Source organism: Burkholderia sp. AU44665, assembly GCF_030504405.1.
Taxonomy (GTDB): domain Bacteria; phylum Pseudomonadota; class Gammaproteobacteria; order Burkholderiales; family Burkholderiaceae; genus Burkholderia; species Burkholderia semiarida.
The window spans coordinates 1-14,306 of record NZ_JAUJRI010000013.1 but is presented as its reverse complement, the minus strand read 5'-3'; the positions used below and the strand labels follow the sequence as shown (position 1 = coordinate 14,306).

The 14,306-nt window shown below is 67.6% G+C and carries 15 protein-coding genes; 10 read left to right on the top strand and 5 right to left on the bottom strand.

Features of this window, described 5'->3' with window-relative positions; translation table 11 throughout:
• Nucleotides 1–80: 80 nt before the first annotated feature.
• The gene (locus QZM15_RS23470) at nucleotides 81–2,204 is read right to left on the bottom strand and encodes a TonB-dependent siderophore receptor (protein WP_302107341.1); all 2,124 of its coding nucleotides are present in this window, start codon (nucleotides 2,202–2,204) and stop codon (nucleotides 81–83) included.
• A 229-nt stretch (nucleotides 2,205–2,433) separates the two neighbouring features.
• On the opposite strand from QZM15_RS23470, the gene QZM15_RS23465 reads away from it, so the two are divergent.
• Entirely contained in the window at nucleotides 2,434–3,669 is a 1,236-nt protein-coding gene (locus QZM15_RS23465) for a PepSY domain-containing protein (RefSeq protein WP_302107340.1), read from the top strand.
• A gap of 196 nt (nucleotides 3,670–3,865) precedes the next feature.
• Here QZM15_RS23465 and QZM15_RS23460 read toward each other — a convergent pair whose 3' ends face one another.
• On the bottom strand, nucleotides 3,866–4,468 hold the full coding sequence (locus tag QZM15_RS23460) for a DNA-3-methyladenine glycosylase I (protein WP_302107339.1): 603 nt from the start codon (nucleotides 4,466–4,468) through the stop codon (nucleotides 3,866–3,868).
• Between the two features lie 142 nt (nucleotides 4,469–4,610).
• Between QZM15_RS23460 and QZM15_RS23455 the strand changes: the two genes are divergently transcribed.
• Nucleotides 4,611–5,492, top strand: coding sequence for a BadF/BadG/BcrA/BcrD ATPase family protein (locus QZM15_RS23455; protein ID WP_060008812.1), 882 nt, complete (start codon nucleotides 4,611–4,613; stop codon nucleotides 5,490–5,492).
• Between the two features lie 250 nt (nucleotides 5,493–5,742).
• The gene (locus QZM15_RS23450; RefSeq protein ID WP_059578077.1) at nucleotides 5,743–6,567 is read left to right on the top strand and encodes a Cof-type HAD-IIB family hydrolase; all 825 of its coding nucleotides are present in this window, start codon (nucleotides 5,743–5,745) and stop codon (nucleotides 6,565–6,567) included.
• Between the two features lie 130 nt (nucleotides 6,568–6,697).
• Here QZM15_RS23450 and aqpZ read toward each other — a convergent pair whose 3' ends face one another.
• Nucleotides 6,698–7,441 (bottom strand): aquaporin Z, encoded by a 744-nt coding sequence (aqpZ, locus tag QZM15_RS23445; protein ID WP_006489324.1) that lies wholly within the window; start codon nucleotides 7,439–7,441, stop codon nucleotides 6,698–6,700.
• A gap of 299 nt (nucleotides 7,442–7,740) precedes the next feature.
• Here aqpZ and QZM15_RS23440 point away from each other — a divergent pair, with 299 nt between their 5' ends.
• Nucleotides 7,741–8,037 (top strand): H-NS histone family protein, encoded by a 297-nt coding sequence (locus QZM15_RS23440; protein ID WP_021162849.1) that lies wholly within the window; start codon nucleotides 7,741–7,743, stop codon nucleotides 8,035–8,037.
• A 103-nt stretch (nucleotides 8,038–8,140) separates the two neighbouring features.
• Here QZM15_RS23440 and QZM15_RS23435 read toward each other — a convergent pair whose 3' ends face one another.
• Both QZM15_RS23435 and QZM15_RS23430 read right to left on the bottom strand, forming a co-directional pair.
• Entirely contained in the window at nucleotides 8,141–9,205 is a 1,065-nt protein-coding gene (locus tag QZM15_RS23435) for a glycosyltransferase family 4 protein (RefSeq protein ID WP_059578080.1), read from the bottom strand.
• 227 nt (nucleotides 9,206–9,432) lie between these two features.
• A complete protein-coding gene (locus QZM15_RS23430) occupies nucleotides 9,433–9,870 on the bottom strand; it encodes a hypothetical protein (protein ID WP_302107338.1) in 438 nt (145 codons plus the stop codon).
• On the opposite strand from QZM15_RS23430, the gene flhD reads away from it, so the two are divergent.
• The 6 genes from flhD to QZM15_RS23400 form a co-directional block, all read left to right on the top strand.
• Nucleotides 9,869–10,189, top strand: coding sequence for a flagellar transcriptional regulator FlhD (gene flhD / locus QZM15_RS23425; RefSeq protein ID WP_059578082.1), 321 nt, complete (start codon nucleotides 9,869–9,871; stop codon nucleotides 10,187–10,189). The two genes, QZM15_RS23430 and flhD, sit on opposite strands and share 2 nt — an antisense overlap.
• A 92-nt stretch (nucleotides 10,190–10,281) precedes the next feature.
• Nucleotides 10,282–10,836 (top strand): flagellar transcriptional regulator FlhC, encoded by a 555-nt coding sequence (gene flhC / locus QZM15_RS23420; RefSeq protein WP_059578085.1) that lies wholly within the window; start codon nucleotides 10,282–10,284, stop codon nucleotides 10,834–10,836.
• 191 nt (nucleotides 10,837–11,027) lie between these two features.
• Complete coding sequence (gene motA, locus QZM15_RS23415; RefSeq protein WP_060310200.1) at nucleotides 11,028–11,888, top strand: flagellar motor stator protein MotA; 861 nt, start codon at nucleotides 11,028–11,030, stop codon at nucleotides 11,886–11,888.
• Between the two features lie 13 nt (nucleotides 11,889–11,901).
• The gene (gene motB / locus QZM15_RS23410) at nucleotides 11,902–12,921 is read left to right on the top strand and encodes a flagellar motor protein MotB (protein ID WP_059578090.1); all 1,020 of its coding nucleotides are present in this window, start codon (nucleotides 11,902–11,904) and stop codon (nucleotides 12,919–12,921) included.
• A 16-nt stretch (nucleotides 12,922–12,937) separates the two neighbouring features.
• Nucleotides 12,938–13,315, top strand: a complete 378-nt coding sequence (locus QZM15_RS23405) for a response regulator (protein ID WP_059578092.1) — start codon at nucleotides 12,938–12,940, stop codon at nucleotides 13,313–13,315.
• A 33-nt stretch (nucleotides 13,316–13,348) separates the two neighbouring features.
• On the top strand, nucleotides 13,349–14,306 hold a 958-nt coding region (locus QZM15_RS23400), incomplete at its 3' end, for an Hpt domain-containing protein (RefSeq protein WP_302107337.1).

Here is a 14,306-nt window from a genome sequence, read left to right as displayed (position 1 = left end):
AGGCCGGGGCGGTGAGGTTCCGCCCCGGCCGCTGCCGACGCGCGGCGGCGGGCGGGCCGTGCGGCTGCCCGCCGCGGCGTTCAGAAGTCGATCTTCGCGCTCAGGCTGACCGTGCGCGGGTCGCCCGGCTTCACGTAGTCCGCGTACTGGTACTCCCAGTAACGACGGTTCAGCACGTTGTCGATCGATGCGCGCAACGTCACGTCGTGGCGGCCGACCCGCGTCAGGTAGCGCGCGCCCGCGTTGACGACGAGAAAGCCCGGCGCGTCGAGGCCGCCGGCCGCCCGCAGCGGCGTCGCGCCGGTGAATTTCGCGTCGACGCCGAGTGTCAGCCCCGGCACACCAGGCACCGCATAGCCGACTTCACCGGCGAGCACGAAGCGCGGCGCGCCGGCAACCCGGTTGCCGTTGTTGCCGATCCCGTTCGCGTACCACGCGTCGAGCAGCATCGCGTCGAAGCCTGCATTCCAGTGCGCGCCGAATCTCGCGCGCGCGCCGACCTCGATCCCTTGAATGATCGATTCGCCATCCTGCACGTAGACGTTCGCGGCATTCGCGTATTCGGCGCTGCGCTCGATCCGGAACAGCGCGGCCGTCGCGCTCCAGCGCGCGTGCTCGCTCTTGATCCCGAGCTCGTACTGCTTGCTGCGCAGCGGCTTGAGCACCTGGCCCGCGTTCGCATAGACGTCGTTGACGCGGCTGCCGGGCTCGAGCGATTCGGCGTAGCTCGCGTACGCGGTGGTGGTCGGCGCGAGCTTGAACATCACCGCGAAGGTCGGCGTCACCACGCCGTTCTGGCGATAGCCGGGATCCTCGGCGCCGTTCGCCTGAAACGAGCGCTGCTCGTAGTTCATGTAACGCACGCCGGCGAGCACCGACCAGCGCTCGGTCAACTGCACGGTATCGCTCGCGAACAGCGATTTCTGCACGATCTCGCTCGTGCGGTACTGGACGAAGCCGTGCGGGCTCTCGTAGCGGTACGGGTTCGGCGCGTAGAGATTGCCGGCGCCGAGCGGCACGAACACGCTGTTCGCCGAATAGTCGTTCGCCTGCTTCTGCCACGACGCGCCGAGCACGATCTGGTGGCTGAACGGGCCCGTGCGCACCTTGCCCTCGACCATCGCGCGCCACTGGCTGAAGCGGTGATCCTCCATGCCGACGTAGCGGCTGTCGGTGTAGTTGCCGGCCGCGTCCTGCAGGTACAGCGTGCTTTCGTTGCGTCGGCGCGTCGCCTTGCTGTAGCTGTACGCGACGTCGAGCTGCCAGTCGGGCGCGAGCTGGTATTGCAGCCCGGCCGTGTAGAGCTGCAGGTTCGTGTTCAGGTACTGGTCCTTGCCGCCCAGGTTCGTCGACCCGCCGCTGATCGTGGCGGGCAGTGCGCCGCCCGGATAGCTGCCGGTGAAGATCGACGGCGTCTGGCCGGTCGTGCGGCGGTCCTGGTACAGCGCGCCGAACGACACGGAGAGGTCGCGCGTCAGGTTCGCCTGCAGCGCGAGCGACACGCTGTCGCGGCGGATGTTGCCGTCGTTGTACGTCTTGCCTTCCTCGTGCGTCGCATTCAGCCGCGCGCCGAACATGTTGCCGGGCCCGAAGCGCTGGCCGAGATCGACATGTTCGGTCCACACGTTGGTGCTGCGGTAGCCGATGTCGACGCTGCGCACCGGTTCGGCGCCCGGCTGCTTCGTCACGTAGTTGACGACGCCGCCCGGCGTCACGAAGCCGTACAGGAAGCCGCCGAGCCCCTTCAGCAGCTCGACGCGCTCGAGCTGCTCGTAAGGCATCGTGATGCCGTACGTGACGAACGGCAGCCCGTCGATCTTGTAGCCGTTCTGCCAGTCGAGCTGCATGCCGCGCACGGTCAGGTAGCTGGCCCACGCGCTGTACGCGCCGCTGTTGTCGGACACCGACGCGTCGTTCGCGAACACGTCGCCGAGCTTGTACGGCTGACGCGCCTCGAGCTCTTCCGACGTGACGATCGTGGTCGAGAACGGCGTGTCGAGCTGCCGGCGTGTGCCGAGCGCACCGGTCGAGATCGTGTCGGTCAAGTGTTGCGGCGAATCGTGCGCGGCCGTGATGTTGAGGGCTGGCAGCAGCGCGGCGTCGCCCGGCGAATCGTCCGCATGCGCGAGCGAGGCGGCAAGGCAGGCGAGGGCGGCGGCGACGCGGCGTGGACGGACGGGAGGGCGGGCAAGGCTGACGGTCATGGCGAGCGAGCAAAAATGCGAGTAAGAATCATTCGCATTGCGTTAAAATGTTGCGCATCGTATCAAAACTCGTCGAACGCGCAACAATTCCATGCCGCGCACAAGGGCATCCGGCCTCTTCCGACTGGGCCGGATGGCTGTTGCGCGGCGCCCGACCTGAAATGAACCGCATCCCGTCGACTCGGGGCCGCCGCTCGTGCCGGCCCGCTTTCCTTTCGCTGCGCACGCGATGAATGCGCTCCTGCGACCGTTGCTCGTGCGCCTGCACCGCTGGTTCGGGCTTGCCATCGCGCTGTTCCTGTTCGTCGCGGGGCTTACCGGCGCGCTGATCGCGTGGGACCACGAGCTCGACGCGGCGCTGAACCCGGATTTCTATACCGCGCGCAGCGGCGCGACGCCGCTTGCGCCGCTCGAACTCGCGGCGCGCATCGAGGCGGCCGATCCGCGCGTGCAGGTGACCTATCTGCCGCTCGCGGTCGAACCGGGGCACACGCTGCAGGCGGGCGTGACGCCGCGTACCGATCCGGCGACCGGCCAGCCGTACGCACTCGGTTTCAGCCAGATCGCCGTCGATCCCGCGACCGGCGCGGTGCAGGGCCGCCGCGAATGGGGCGCGCCGTCGCTCGCGCGGCTCGACCTGATGCCGTTCATCTACCGGCTGCACTATTCGCTGTTCCTGCCCGTGTACGGCGGGATCAACTTCGGGTTCTGGGTGATGGGCGTCGTCGGCATCGTGTGGGCGATCGACAGCCTGATCGCGCTGGTGCTCGCATTTCCGAACCCGAAAAGCTGGCGCAAGTCGTTCGCGTTCCGCCTGCGGCGCGGCGGCTATCCGCTCGTGTTCGACCTGCATCGCTCGGGTGGCGTGTGGGTGTGGGGGCTGCTGCTGGTCGTCGCGGTCACGTCGATCTCGATGAACCTTGCCGTTCCGGTCGTGCGCCCGCTGGTCTCGCTCGTTTCGCCGCTCGCGGAAACGCCGTATACGAATCCCGAGCATTTCCCGCCGGCCGCGCCGGGCAGCCAGGTGCTGCCGCGCGAGCGGATCGTCGAGATCGCGCGCTCGGCCGGACGCGACGCGGGCCTCGCCGCGCCGCCGGGCGCGCTGCTGTTCGCGCCGGCGATGAACGCCTATGCGGTCGGTTTCTTCACGCCGGGCAACGACCATGGCGACGTCGGGCTCGGCAATGCGTGGCTGTACTGGAATGCGGTGACCGGCAAGCCCGTGGCGGCTCAGGTGCCGGGCCGCGGTTCAGCCGGCGACCTGTTCATGCAGGCGCAGTTTCCGCTGCACTCGGGGCGGATCGCCGGTGTCGCCGGACGGGTCGCCGTGAGCGTGCTCGGCATCGTGATCGCGATGCTGAGCGTGACGGGCGTCTGCATCTGGGTGAAGAAGCGCAGCGCGCGCGTGCGGGCTGCGCGGAGTGCGCGGCCGGGCGTGCCGGCGTCGTCGCGGGCGGCGCGGTAAGGGCCGAGTGGTAAGGGCCGAGCGGTAAGGACCGAGCGGTAAGGACCGAGCGGTAAGGGCCGAGCGGTAAGGGCCGAGCGGCAAGGACCGAGCGGCAAGGACCGAGCGGCAAGGGCCAAGCGTCAAGCAGTACGCGCACGGTGCAACCAACGCGGGCCAGCGGCGCGGCGCCTGCGCCCAGCGTGTGCCTGCGCCGTCAGCCCGCCTTGCGCCGGCGTGCCGGCTGCTTGCCGCCGAGCGCCGCACATTGCGCATGGCACGGGCAGCCGGCTTCGTGATCGTTGACCATGCCGGTCGCCTGCATCAGCGCATAGCAGATCGTCGAGCCGACGAACTTGCAGCCGTACGCCTTCAGCGCCTTGCTGAGCGCGTCGGACTGCTCGGTCGAGGCGGGCGCGTCGCGGTACGACTGCCACGCATTCTGGATCGGCGTGTCGCCGACGAACGACCACAGGAACGCGGCGAGCGACCCGTGCTCTTCGCGGATGCGCTGCACCGCGCGCGCGTTGGTCACCGCCGATTCGACCTTCGCGCGGTTGCGCACGATGCCCGGGTTCTCCAGCAATTTCTCGATGTGCCGGGGCGTGAAGCGCGCGACGGCGTCGACATCGAAATCGGCGAACGCCTCGCGATAGCCCGCGCGCTTGTTCAGGATCGTCGACCACGACAGCCCGGCCTGCGCGCCTTCCAGGATCAGCATTTCGAACAGGTGGCGATCGTCGTGCGACGGCACGCCCCACTCGGTATCGTGATAGTGAGCGTCCGCTTCCGTCTTCACCCAGTTGCACCGCTGCGACATCGTCTGCCTCGTTTTCAGTGTCGATTCGATCGCGCCAGCATAGCGGAAGCCCTTTTGGCGGGATAGCCGGCCGAACGGCAGATGGGCGCGCGGCGCCGATCCGGTTAAGCTTGGCGCCTGTTCGAATCAGCGGGATGAAGGCATGGCGGCATTACTTTTTGCGATCGGCATCGACGGCGGCGGCACGGGCACGCGCGCGGTGCTGGCCGACCGGGCGGGGCGCGAGCTCGCGCAGGGGCGCGGCGGCCCGTCGGGGCTCGGGCTCGGCATCGAGCGGGCATGGGCGTCGATCGGCGCGGCCTGCGCGGATGCGTTCACGCAGGCCGGTCTCGCGTTCGACTGGTCGCAGTGCGCGCTCGGTTGCGGGCTCGCCGGCGTCAACAACGCGGCGTGGCTCGCCGCGTTCCGCGCGCAGGCGCCGCTTGGCGCACTGGCGATCGAGAGCGACGCGTACACGACCGTCGTCGGCGCGCATGGCGGCGCGCCCGGGCTCATCGTCGCGCTCGGCACCGGCAGCATCGCGGCGGCGCTCGATGCGGCCGGCGCGTGCCGGATCGCGGGCGGCTTTGGCTTTCCGTCCGGCGACGAGGCGAGCGGCGCGTGGCTCGGCGTGCGTGCGCTCGCCTACGCGCAACAGGCGCTCGACGGCCGCGTGCCGCGCGACGCGTTCGCCGCGGCGCTCCTCGCGGAAACGGGCGCGCAGGATCGCGACGCGCTGGTCCAGTGGTCGTGCGACGCGAACCAGACGATCTACGCGCGTCTCGCGCCCGTCGTGTTCGCGCATCGCACGCATCCGGTCGCGCGCGCGCTGATCGCGCAGGCCGGCGACGAGATCGGCAAGATGATCGACGCGCTCGATCCTCAGCAGGCGCTGCCGGTCGCATTGTGCGGCGGGCTGGCTGACGCGCTCGCGCCGGCGGTGCCGGCGCGGCACGCCGCGCGGCTGCGCGCGCCGCTCGACGATTCGGCGCATGGCGCGCTGCGGCTCGCGCTCCAGGCGTTGCGGGCGGCGGAGGGCGGCTAAGGCGAGTGGCTAAGGTGAGCGGCAAGGCGAGCGGCTAAGGCGAGCGGCTAAGGTGAGCGGCTAAGGCGAGCGGCTAAGGCGAGCGGCTAAGGCGAGCGAGGCGCGCGGCGGATGCCGCGCCGCAGCAGCCCGCAGCAGCCCCGCCTCAGCCCCCCCAGGGCGGCGCGTGCCCGGCAACGACCCGGCGCGCTGCCGGGTACGACGTTAAAATGGCGCTTCCTCCGTGCCGCGCGCGCCACTCTCCCGCCCCATGTACAAAGTCATCGCCACCGATCTCGACGGCACGCTGCTGAACAGCGACCACCAGCTCGACCCGTACACGATCGACACCGTTCGCCGGCTCGACCGCGACGGCGTGCAGTTCGTGATCGCCACGGGGCGCCACTATGCGGACGTCGCCGGCATTCGCGACGTGCTCGGCATCCGGCCGTACCTGATCACGTCGAACGGTGCGCGCGTGCATGCGCCGGACGACACGACGATCCACGCGCAGGACGTCGACGCGGCGATCGTTCGCCGCCTCGTGCAGCCCGAAGTCGCCGGCGCGCACGGCCGCGTGATCGTCAACCTGTTTACCAACGACGGCTGGCTGATCGACCGCGAAGCGCCGCACCTGCTCGAATTCCATCAGGATTCGGGCTTCCGGTACGAGGTGATCGACATGGCCGCGCATGACGGCGCCGCTATCGCGAAGGTGCTGTATATCGGCGAACCGGCCGATCTGGCGGTCGTCGCCGAGCAGATGCGCGTGCAGTTCGGCGATGCGCTGTACGTCACGTACTCGCTGCCCGACTGCCTCGAGGTGATGACCGCGAACGTGTCGAAGGGGCGCGCGCTGCGCACGGTGCTCGCGCGGCTCGGCGTCGATGCCGGCCACTGCATCGCGTTCGGCGACAACATGAACGACATCGACTTGCTCGAAACCGCCGGTCATGCGTTCATGATGAACAACGCGAATCCCGACCTGATCGCGCGGTTGCCTCACATTCCGCGGATCGGCAACAACTTCGACGCGGGCGTCGCCCGCCACCTGCGCACGCTGTTCTCGCTCGAAGACGACGTCGTCGCGTCCTGAGCGCCGGCCCCGTGCGCGTTTGCCGCGTGGAAATGAAAAACGGGCGCCAGGGGCGCCCGTTGAAATTGCCTGCCTCGATGTTCTTCGACAGCGTGAGGCTCGCTGCTCTGCTCGCTTGACCCCGTAGTGTTTATTCGCTTGTGCGAGCTGATGCGGGCAGCAGGTCGACGGCGTCGTCACGCCCGGCGACCAGCGGATAGATGATTCCGGCGAGCACCGCGCCGATCAGCGGCGCGACCCAGAACAGCCAGAGCTGGCCGATCGCGTCGCCGCCCACGAACAGCGCGGGGCCGGTCGAGCGCGCCGGGTTCACCGACGTGTTGGTGACGGGAATCGAGATCAGGTGAATCAGCGTCAGGCACAATCCGATCGCGATCGGCGCGAAGCCGGCCGGCACGCCGCGCTTGTCGGTCGCGCCGAGGATCACGAACAGGAAGAAGCCCGTCATCACGACTTCGCAGATGAACGACGCGGCGAGCGAGTAGTGGCCGGGCGAGCGATCGCCGAAGCCGTTCGTCGCAAAGCCGCTGCCGACCACGTCGAAACCCGGCTTGCCGGTTGCGATCAGGTACAGCACGAACGCGCCGAGCGTGGCGCCCACCACTTGCGCGACGATGTACGGCGCGAGATCGCGTGCCGGAAAGCGGCCGGCGACCGTCAGGCCGACGCTCACCGCCGGGTTCAGGTGGCAACCGGAGATGTGGCCGATCGCGAAGGCCATCGTCAGCACGGTCAGGCCGAACGCGAGTGCGACGCCGGCAAAGCCGATACCGAGGCCCGGAAAGGCGGCGGCCAGCACGGCGCTTCCGCATCCGCCGAGCACCAGCCAGAACGTGCCGAATACCTCTGCAGCGAGACGCTGAGAAAGATTCATGTAGGGACCTCGTTCGAGTGGGTTGAAGACCCGGGGCGACGCAACGGATTTATTCGGTCGTCCGGAATTGGTCTGGATTATAGGAAATGAATCGGGCCCGGGAGGGTAAACGATTGTTAAATTTGAATGGCTGACGAATGCCTTTTATTAGAATAAGTCCGCATTCTCGATATAGGCGATTCGGTTAAAGATGGCAGCATTAATTTCGAAGGGCAGGGCGGCAGTGCGGATGACGTAACGGATGTTGGTGTCCCGGCCCGATTCGCCGGGGCCGCATCATCGAAAAGGGGAGTCGAAAAATGTCTCAATACGCGAAACTCAAGGCGCAGATCGCCGATCTGCAGGCTCAGGCGGACGACGTGCGCCGCCAGGAAGTGGCGGCGGTGATTGCCGAAGTCCAGCAGAAGATTGCGGAATATGGGCTGACCGCCCAGGATCTGGGCTTCGCGGAGCGGGCGAAGCGCGGGCGCCCGCCGAAGAAGGCGCCGCTGCCGCCGAAATACCGTGATCCGAAGTCCGGTGCAACCTGGAGCGGGCGCGGCAAGCCGCCGAATTGGATCGTCGGGAAAAACCGCGATCGTTTCCTGATCGAATGACCGTAAGCCAAATAGAAAGAGCCGCATCGTCGATGCGGCTCTTTCGTTTTACGCGCCGATTTCGGCGCGGTTTTTACCGCGCATTTCCCGGCGGATTTCCGTGTCAGGCGCCCGCAACCCGGCGCAATGCCGGCTGCTTGGCGGCCGCGCAAAGCGATTCGTAGGTTTCGACGTAACGCCGCGCCATCGCCTTCGCGCTGAAGCGCGTGTCGAACCGTTCGCGGATCGCGGTGCGCGACAGGCTGTCGATCCGGTGCAGCGCGCCGACCGCGCCCTGCACGTCCTCGACGATGAAGCCGGTCACGCCGTCCTCGATCACTTCCGGCACCGAGCCGCGGTTGAACGCGACGACCGGCGTGCCGCAGGCCATCGCCTCGATCATCACCAGGCCGAACGGCTCCGGCCAGTCGATCGGGAACAGCAGCGCCTTCGCGCCGGACAGGAACGCGGGCTTTTGCGCTTCGTTGATCTCGCCGATGAATTCGACGTGCGCCTGGTCGAGCAGCGGCTCGATCACTTCCTTGAAGTAGTCGGCGTCGGCCTTGTCGACCTTCGCGGCGATCTTCAGCGGCAGCCCGCTTTGCGCGGCGATGCGGATCGCGGTGTCCACGCGCTTTTCGGGACAGATCCGGCCGAGGAACGCGAGGTATTCGGGCTTCACGTCCGGCTGCGGCGTGAGCAGCGTGTCGGGCAGCCCGTGGTACACGGTGCCGGCCCACGCGGCCTGCGGCAGCGGCTTGCGCTGGTTGTTCGAGATCGACACGACCGGCGAATCGGGGAACGCGTCGAACACCGGCTGCAGCTCCGGCAGGTCGAGGCGGCCGTGCAGCGTCGTCACGTACGGCGTGTCGAGGCGCGACATCAGCGGGAACGGCAGGTAGTCGAGGTGGAAGTGCAGCACATCGAATTCGTGCGCGACCCGGGCGACCTGCTCGAGGAGCCGCATATGGGGCGCCATCGAGTCGCGGACCGACGGGTCGAGCCGCAGCGCGCGCGGCCACGCCGCCTCGAGACGGGCCGACGTGACGGAGTCGCCGCTGGCGAACAGCGTCACGTCATGGCCAAGTTCGACGAGCGCCTCGGTGAGATAGGACACGACCCGCTCGGTGCCGCCGTAGAGTTTCGGCGGGACGGCTTCGTAAAGCGGCGCGATCTGGGCAATTCGCATGGATGTTCTCCAGTGTCGATCCGGGGGCGCGATGGCGCCGATGGGGATCCCGTACAAGGTGGCGGAACTCGCCGACGCACGCGCTTCGCGGTACGTGGCCGGGCCCTGGGCGGGTGCGCGGGGCGCCGGACGGCAAGCTGCGGGGCGGGCCGGCACGGCTCGCGCCGCCGCCCATTGGAGTCCATTATCGATATCGCCCTGAGGGGTTCGAGTGTTTTTTCAAACACTTAAGGCTTGTTACACGATGAAATACGCGAAAACCCCGAGAAAAAGGGCACGGAATCATGAACCGAGATAGCCTCGACTATTGTTGCGCTATCGTGAAAAACCACTATAATTTTTACCGATCCGATTGCCGGCGGCCCGCTGGCGAGCCTTCCGCCACCGGCGCGGCGGGCATCGGCCTCCTCGCAACCGAATCCGCGTTGCAACCCGTTTTTCCAATAGCGCCTTTCAATCGGCCTTGTCAGAAAAATTCCTACACGGTTTACAGACAAATCCTGCATGGCATACGCCACTTCGCTGATACCGACATAAATCCCGTTTGGCCAAAATTCGCCCTGTAAGACTATAAACGAGCCGACTGAGCGCCCGGTGCGCACTGATCGAGCAAACGTTTTCATAACATGAATGGCCAAAGCAACGCTCTTTAACGGGGGAATCATGGGCACCACCAGCGAAATGCTCAGTGAGATCAAAGAGGTCAACCTGTCGTACCTCCTCCTCGCGCAACGACTGCTGCGGGAAGACAAGGCGATGGGTATGTTCCGCATGGGCATTTCTCAGGAACTCGCCGACGTGCTCGCCAACCTCACGCTCGCGCAGACCGTGAAGCTGGCCGCGTCCAACCAGATGCTGTGCCGCTTCCGCTTCGATGATCACGCGCTGCTGTCGTCGCTCGCCGACAAGGGCCGCAGCGATGTCGTCGCGCACGCCCACTCGGCCATCCTGATGGCCGGGCAGCAGGTCGAAGGCGTCCGCTGATCCATTCCGCCTTGCGTTCGTCCCGGCGCGCCGCGCCGGCCGGCAGCGTATTGGCCATTCATTCGAACAACGTCAAGCGGACGGTTATCACCATGGCAAGCAAAAGCGTCGTGATCGAGGTGAAGGAAATCACCCTCGCCATCGAACTGATCGAACTGGGCGCCCGGCTGCAACTGCTGGAGGCGGAGACGAGCCTGTCGCGGGACCGTCTGATCAAGCTGTACAAGGAACTGAAGGGCGTGTCGCCGCCGAAGGGGATGCTGCCGTTCTCGACCGACTGGTTCATGACGTGGCAGCCGAACATCCACTCGTCGCTGTTCTACAACATCTACCGGTTCATGCAGGACCACGGCCGCTGCGAGCCGATCCAGTCGATCGTGAAGGCGTACCGGCTCTACCTGGAGCACGTGAACCTGTCCGGCGACGAGGCCGCGCTGAGCCTCACGCGGGCATGGACGCTGGTGCGCTTCTTCGATTCGGGGATGCTGCAGATGACCCCGTGCACGCGCTGCGGCGGCCATTTCGTCGCGCATGCGCATGATCCGCATCAAGGTTTCGTGTGCGGCCTGTGCCAGCCGCCGTCGCGCGCCGGCAAGACGCGCAAGGCCGCCGCCGCGCGCGCCGAACTGGCCGCCGCCCTGGCCTGAGCGCCGCGCCGGGCAACGCCGGGCGGGGCGCGAGCGTCGCACGGGCGGCGTCCGCGGGCCGCGCGAATCGTCCGCGCACTGCTGGTAAACACCGTCGGGCCGCCGCCGGGCGGCCGCGAAAGTTTTCCTGCCGACTGCCGTAAACCTGTTTAACGGCGGTCTTCCCGCCGGTCTTTCGTGAGGGACAGGCAGTGCTGATTATCGTGGGAACACTCGTGACGCTGTTGTCGGTCTTCGGCGGTTATGCGCTGGCGGGCGGGCATCTGGGCGCCTTGATCCAGCCCATCGAGGTCCTGATGATCGTGGGCGCCGGCGTCGGCGCGTTCATCCTCGGCAACGGCGGCAAGACCATCAAGGCCACGCTGCGCGTGCTGCCGACGCTCTTCAAGGGCTCGAAATACACGAAGGACGTCTATATGGAGCTGATGGCGCTTCTTTACGTGCTGCTCGCGAAGGCACGCAAGGAAGGCACGCTGACGCTCGAGGCCGACATCGACGATCCGGAAAAGAGCCCGATCTTCACGCAATACCCGAAGATCCTCGCCGATCACCACATCGTCGAATTCCTGACCGACTACCTGCGCCTGATGGTGGGCGGCAACATGAACGCGTTCGAGATCGAGAGCCTGATGGACGAGGAGATCGAGACGCACCACGCGGAAGGCGAAGGCCCGGCGCATGCGCTGATGCGCGTCGGCGACGCGATGCCGGCGTTCGGGATCGTCGCGGCCGTGATGGGCGTCGTCCACACGATGGCCTCGGCCGACAAGCCGCCCGCGGTGCTCGGCGCGATGATCGCGCAGGCGCTGGTCGGCACGTTCCTCGGGATCCTGCTGTCGTACGGGCTGATCGGGCCGCTCGCGAGCCTCGCGGAGCAGCGCGTGGCCGAGTCGACCAAGATGTTCCAGTGCATCAAGGTGACGATCCTCGCGACGCTGAACGGCTATGCGCCCGCGATCGCGGTCGAGTTCGGCCGCAAGGTGCTGTTCTCGACCGAGCGCCCGTCGTTCTCGGAGCTCGAAGAGCACGTGCGACGCGTGAAGGCGAAGTGAGGCGGAGCGACCGATGAGCAAGAGCAAGGATCGCGCGATCGTCGTCAAGCGGGTGGCCCCGGCGAAGAAGGGCCATCACGGCGGCGCATGGAAGCTCGCGTACGCGGACTTCATGACCGCGATGATGGCGTTCTTTCTGCTGATGTGGCTGCTGAGCTCGGTCACGCCGGTGCAGCTGAAGGGGATCGCCGAATACTTCAACATGCCGCTGAAGGCCGCGATCCTCGGCAGCGGCGACCGCAGCTCGCAGGATTCCAGCATCATCAACGGCGGCGGCCGCGACCTGTCGAGCGCGGACGCCGGCACGCTGCGCCGCACCGACGGCACGACGCCGCTTGCCGAGCGCCTCGCGAAGGCGGGCGACGAGCATTCGCGGTCGCAGGCGCAGGGCGCGCAGGACCGGCTCGAGCAGACGCGCCTGCACGACCTGCAGATCAAGCTGATGGCCGCGATCGAGGCCAATCCGACGCTGCGCCAGTTCAAGCAGCAGATCCGCATCGATTCGACGTTGATGGGGCTGCGCATCGAGATCGTCGATTCGCAGAAGCGGCCGATGTTCGCGATGTCGAGCGACCACGTCGAGCCGTACATGCGCGACATCCTGCGCGAGATCGGCAAGACGCTGAACGACGTGCCGAACCGGATCATCGTCCAGGGCCACACCGACGCCGTGCCGTACGCGGGCGGCGAGGGCGGCTACAGCAACTGGGAGCTGTCGGCCGATCGCGCGAACGCATCGCGCCGCGAGCTGATCTCCGGCGGCATGGACGAGGCGAAAGTGCTGCGCGTGCTCGGCCTCGCGTCGACGCAGAACCTGAACAAGGCCGATCCGCTCGATCCGGAAAACCGCCGGATCAGCGTGATCGTGCTGAATCGCAAATCCGAAGAAGCGCTGATGCGCGACGACGCGACGACGACGACGCTGTCCGCCGACGCGGCCGGTTCGAAGCTGCTCGCGCAGCAGCTCGGCGGCCCGACGCCGGCGGCGCGTCCGATCGTGGCGAGCGCCGTGGCCGTGGCGCCGAAACCCTGACGTTTCCGAGACAGACATGATCCGAACCATTCTCGCCATCGACGACTCCGCGACCATGCGTGCGCTGCTGCAGGCCACGCTTGCGCAGGCCGGCTACGACGTGACGGTGGCGCCGGACGGCGAAGCCGGCTTCGACATGGCGGCGACGGCGCCGTACGACCTGGTCCTGACCGACCAGAACATGCCGCGCAAGAGCGGGCTCGAGGTGATCGCCGCGCTGCGCAAGCTGAGCGCGTACGCGGACACGCCGATCCTCATCCTGACGACCGAGGGCAGCGACGCGTTCAAGGACGCGGCACGCGACGCGGGCGCGACCGGCTGGATCGAAAAGCCGATCGACCCGGGCGTGCTGGTCGACCTGGTCGCCACGCTGTCCGAGCCGGCTGCCTCCTGACATGAACGCGACGAATTCAACCGGTGACCGGGCATGACTCTCGACATCACTCAGTTCTACCAGACCTTTTTCGACGAAGCGGACGAGTTGCTCGCGCAGATGGAGCAGCTGCTGCTGAACCTGGACGTCGATTCGCCCGATCCCGAGGATCTGGCGGCGATCTTCCGCGCCGCGCATTCGATCAAGGGCGGCGCGGCGACGTTCGGCTTTTCCGCGCTGACCGATACGACGCACATCCTCGAATCGCTGCTCGACCGCGCGCGCAACCATGAGCTGACGCTGACCAAGGAGATGGTCGACGCGTTCCTGGAAACGAAGGACGTGCTGTCCGACCAGCTCGTCGACTACCGCGCGAGCGCCGAGCCGGACGCGGCCGCCGCTGCGGCGATCTGCGCGAAGCTCGAGCGGCTGAAGGCCGAAAGCGGCTCGGGCGCGCCCGCGGCAGCCGAGCCGGCGCCGGCCGCGCCGATGCCGATCGCCGCCGCCGTGGCGCCGGCCGCCGAGCCCGTCGCAAGCGGCGATCGCGCGCCCGACCATGTGGTCGAGCAGGCCGTCGCGGCCGCGCATCCGGCGGCCGACGCCGATGCCGACGGCCCGCACCTGAAGATCACGCTGGTCGGCGTCGACGCGAAGGACCAGGCGCTGCTCACCGAGGAACTCGGCAACCTCGGCCGGATCGTCGGCCGCGAGGAAGCGGGCGCGGACCTGTCGCTGTGGGTCGAATCGGAGGTGCCGTCCGACGACATCGTCGCCGTGTGCTGCTTCGTGATCGACGAAAGCCAGATTCGCGTCGCACGCGGCACGGCGCCGGCCGCCGCCGGCGATGCGAAGGACGCCGCCGCCGTGGCCGCCGCCCCGGCCGCCGCGGCCGCACCGCCCGCACGCGTCGAGGTATTCGCCGCGCACGCGCACCACGCGCTCGCCGTTGCCGACCGTGTAGATGTCGTCGTTCGACGGCTGCAGCGACTCCATCACGAAGTTCAGCGGCAGG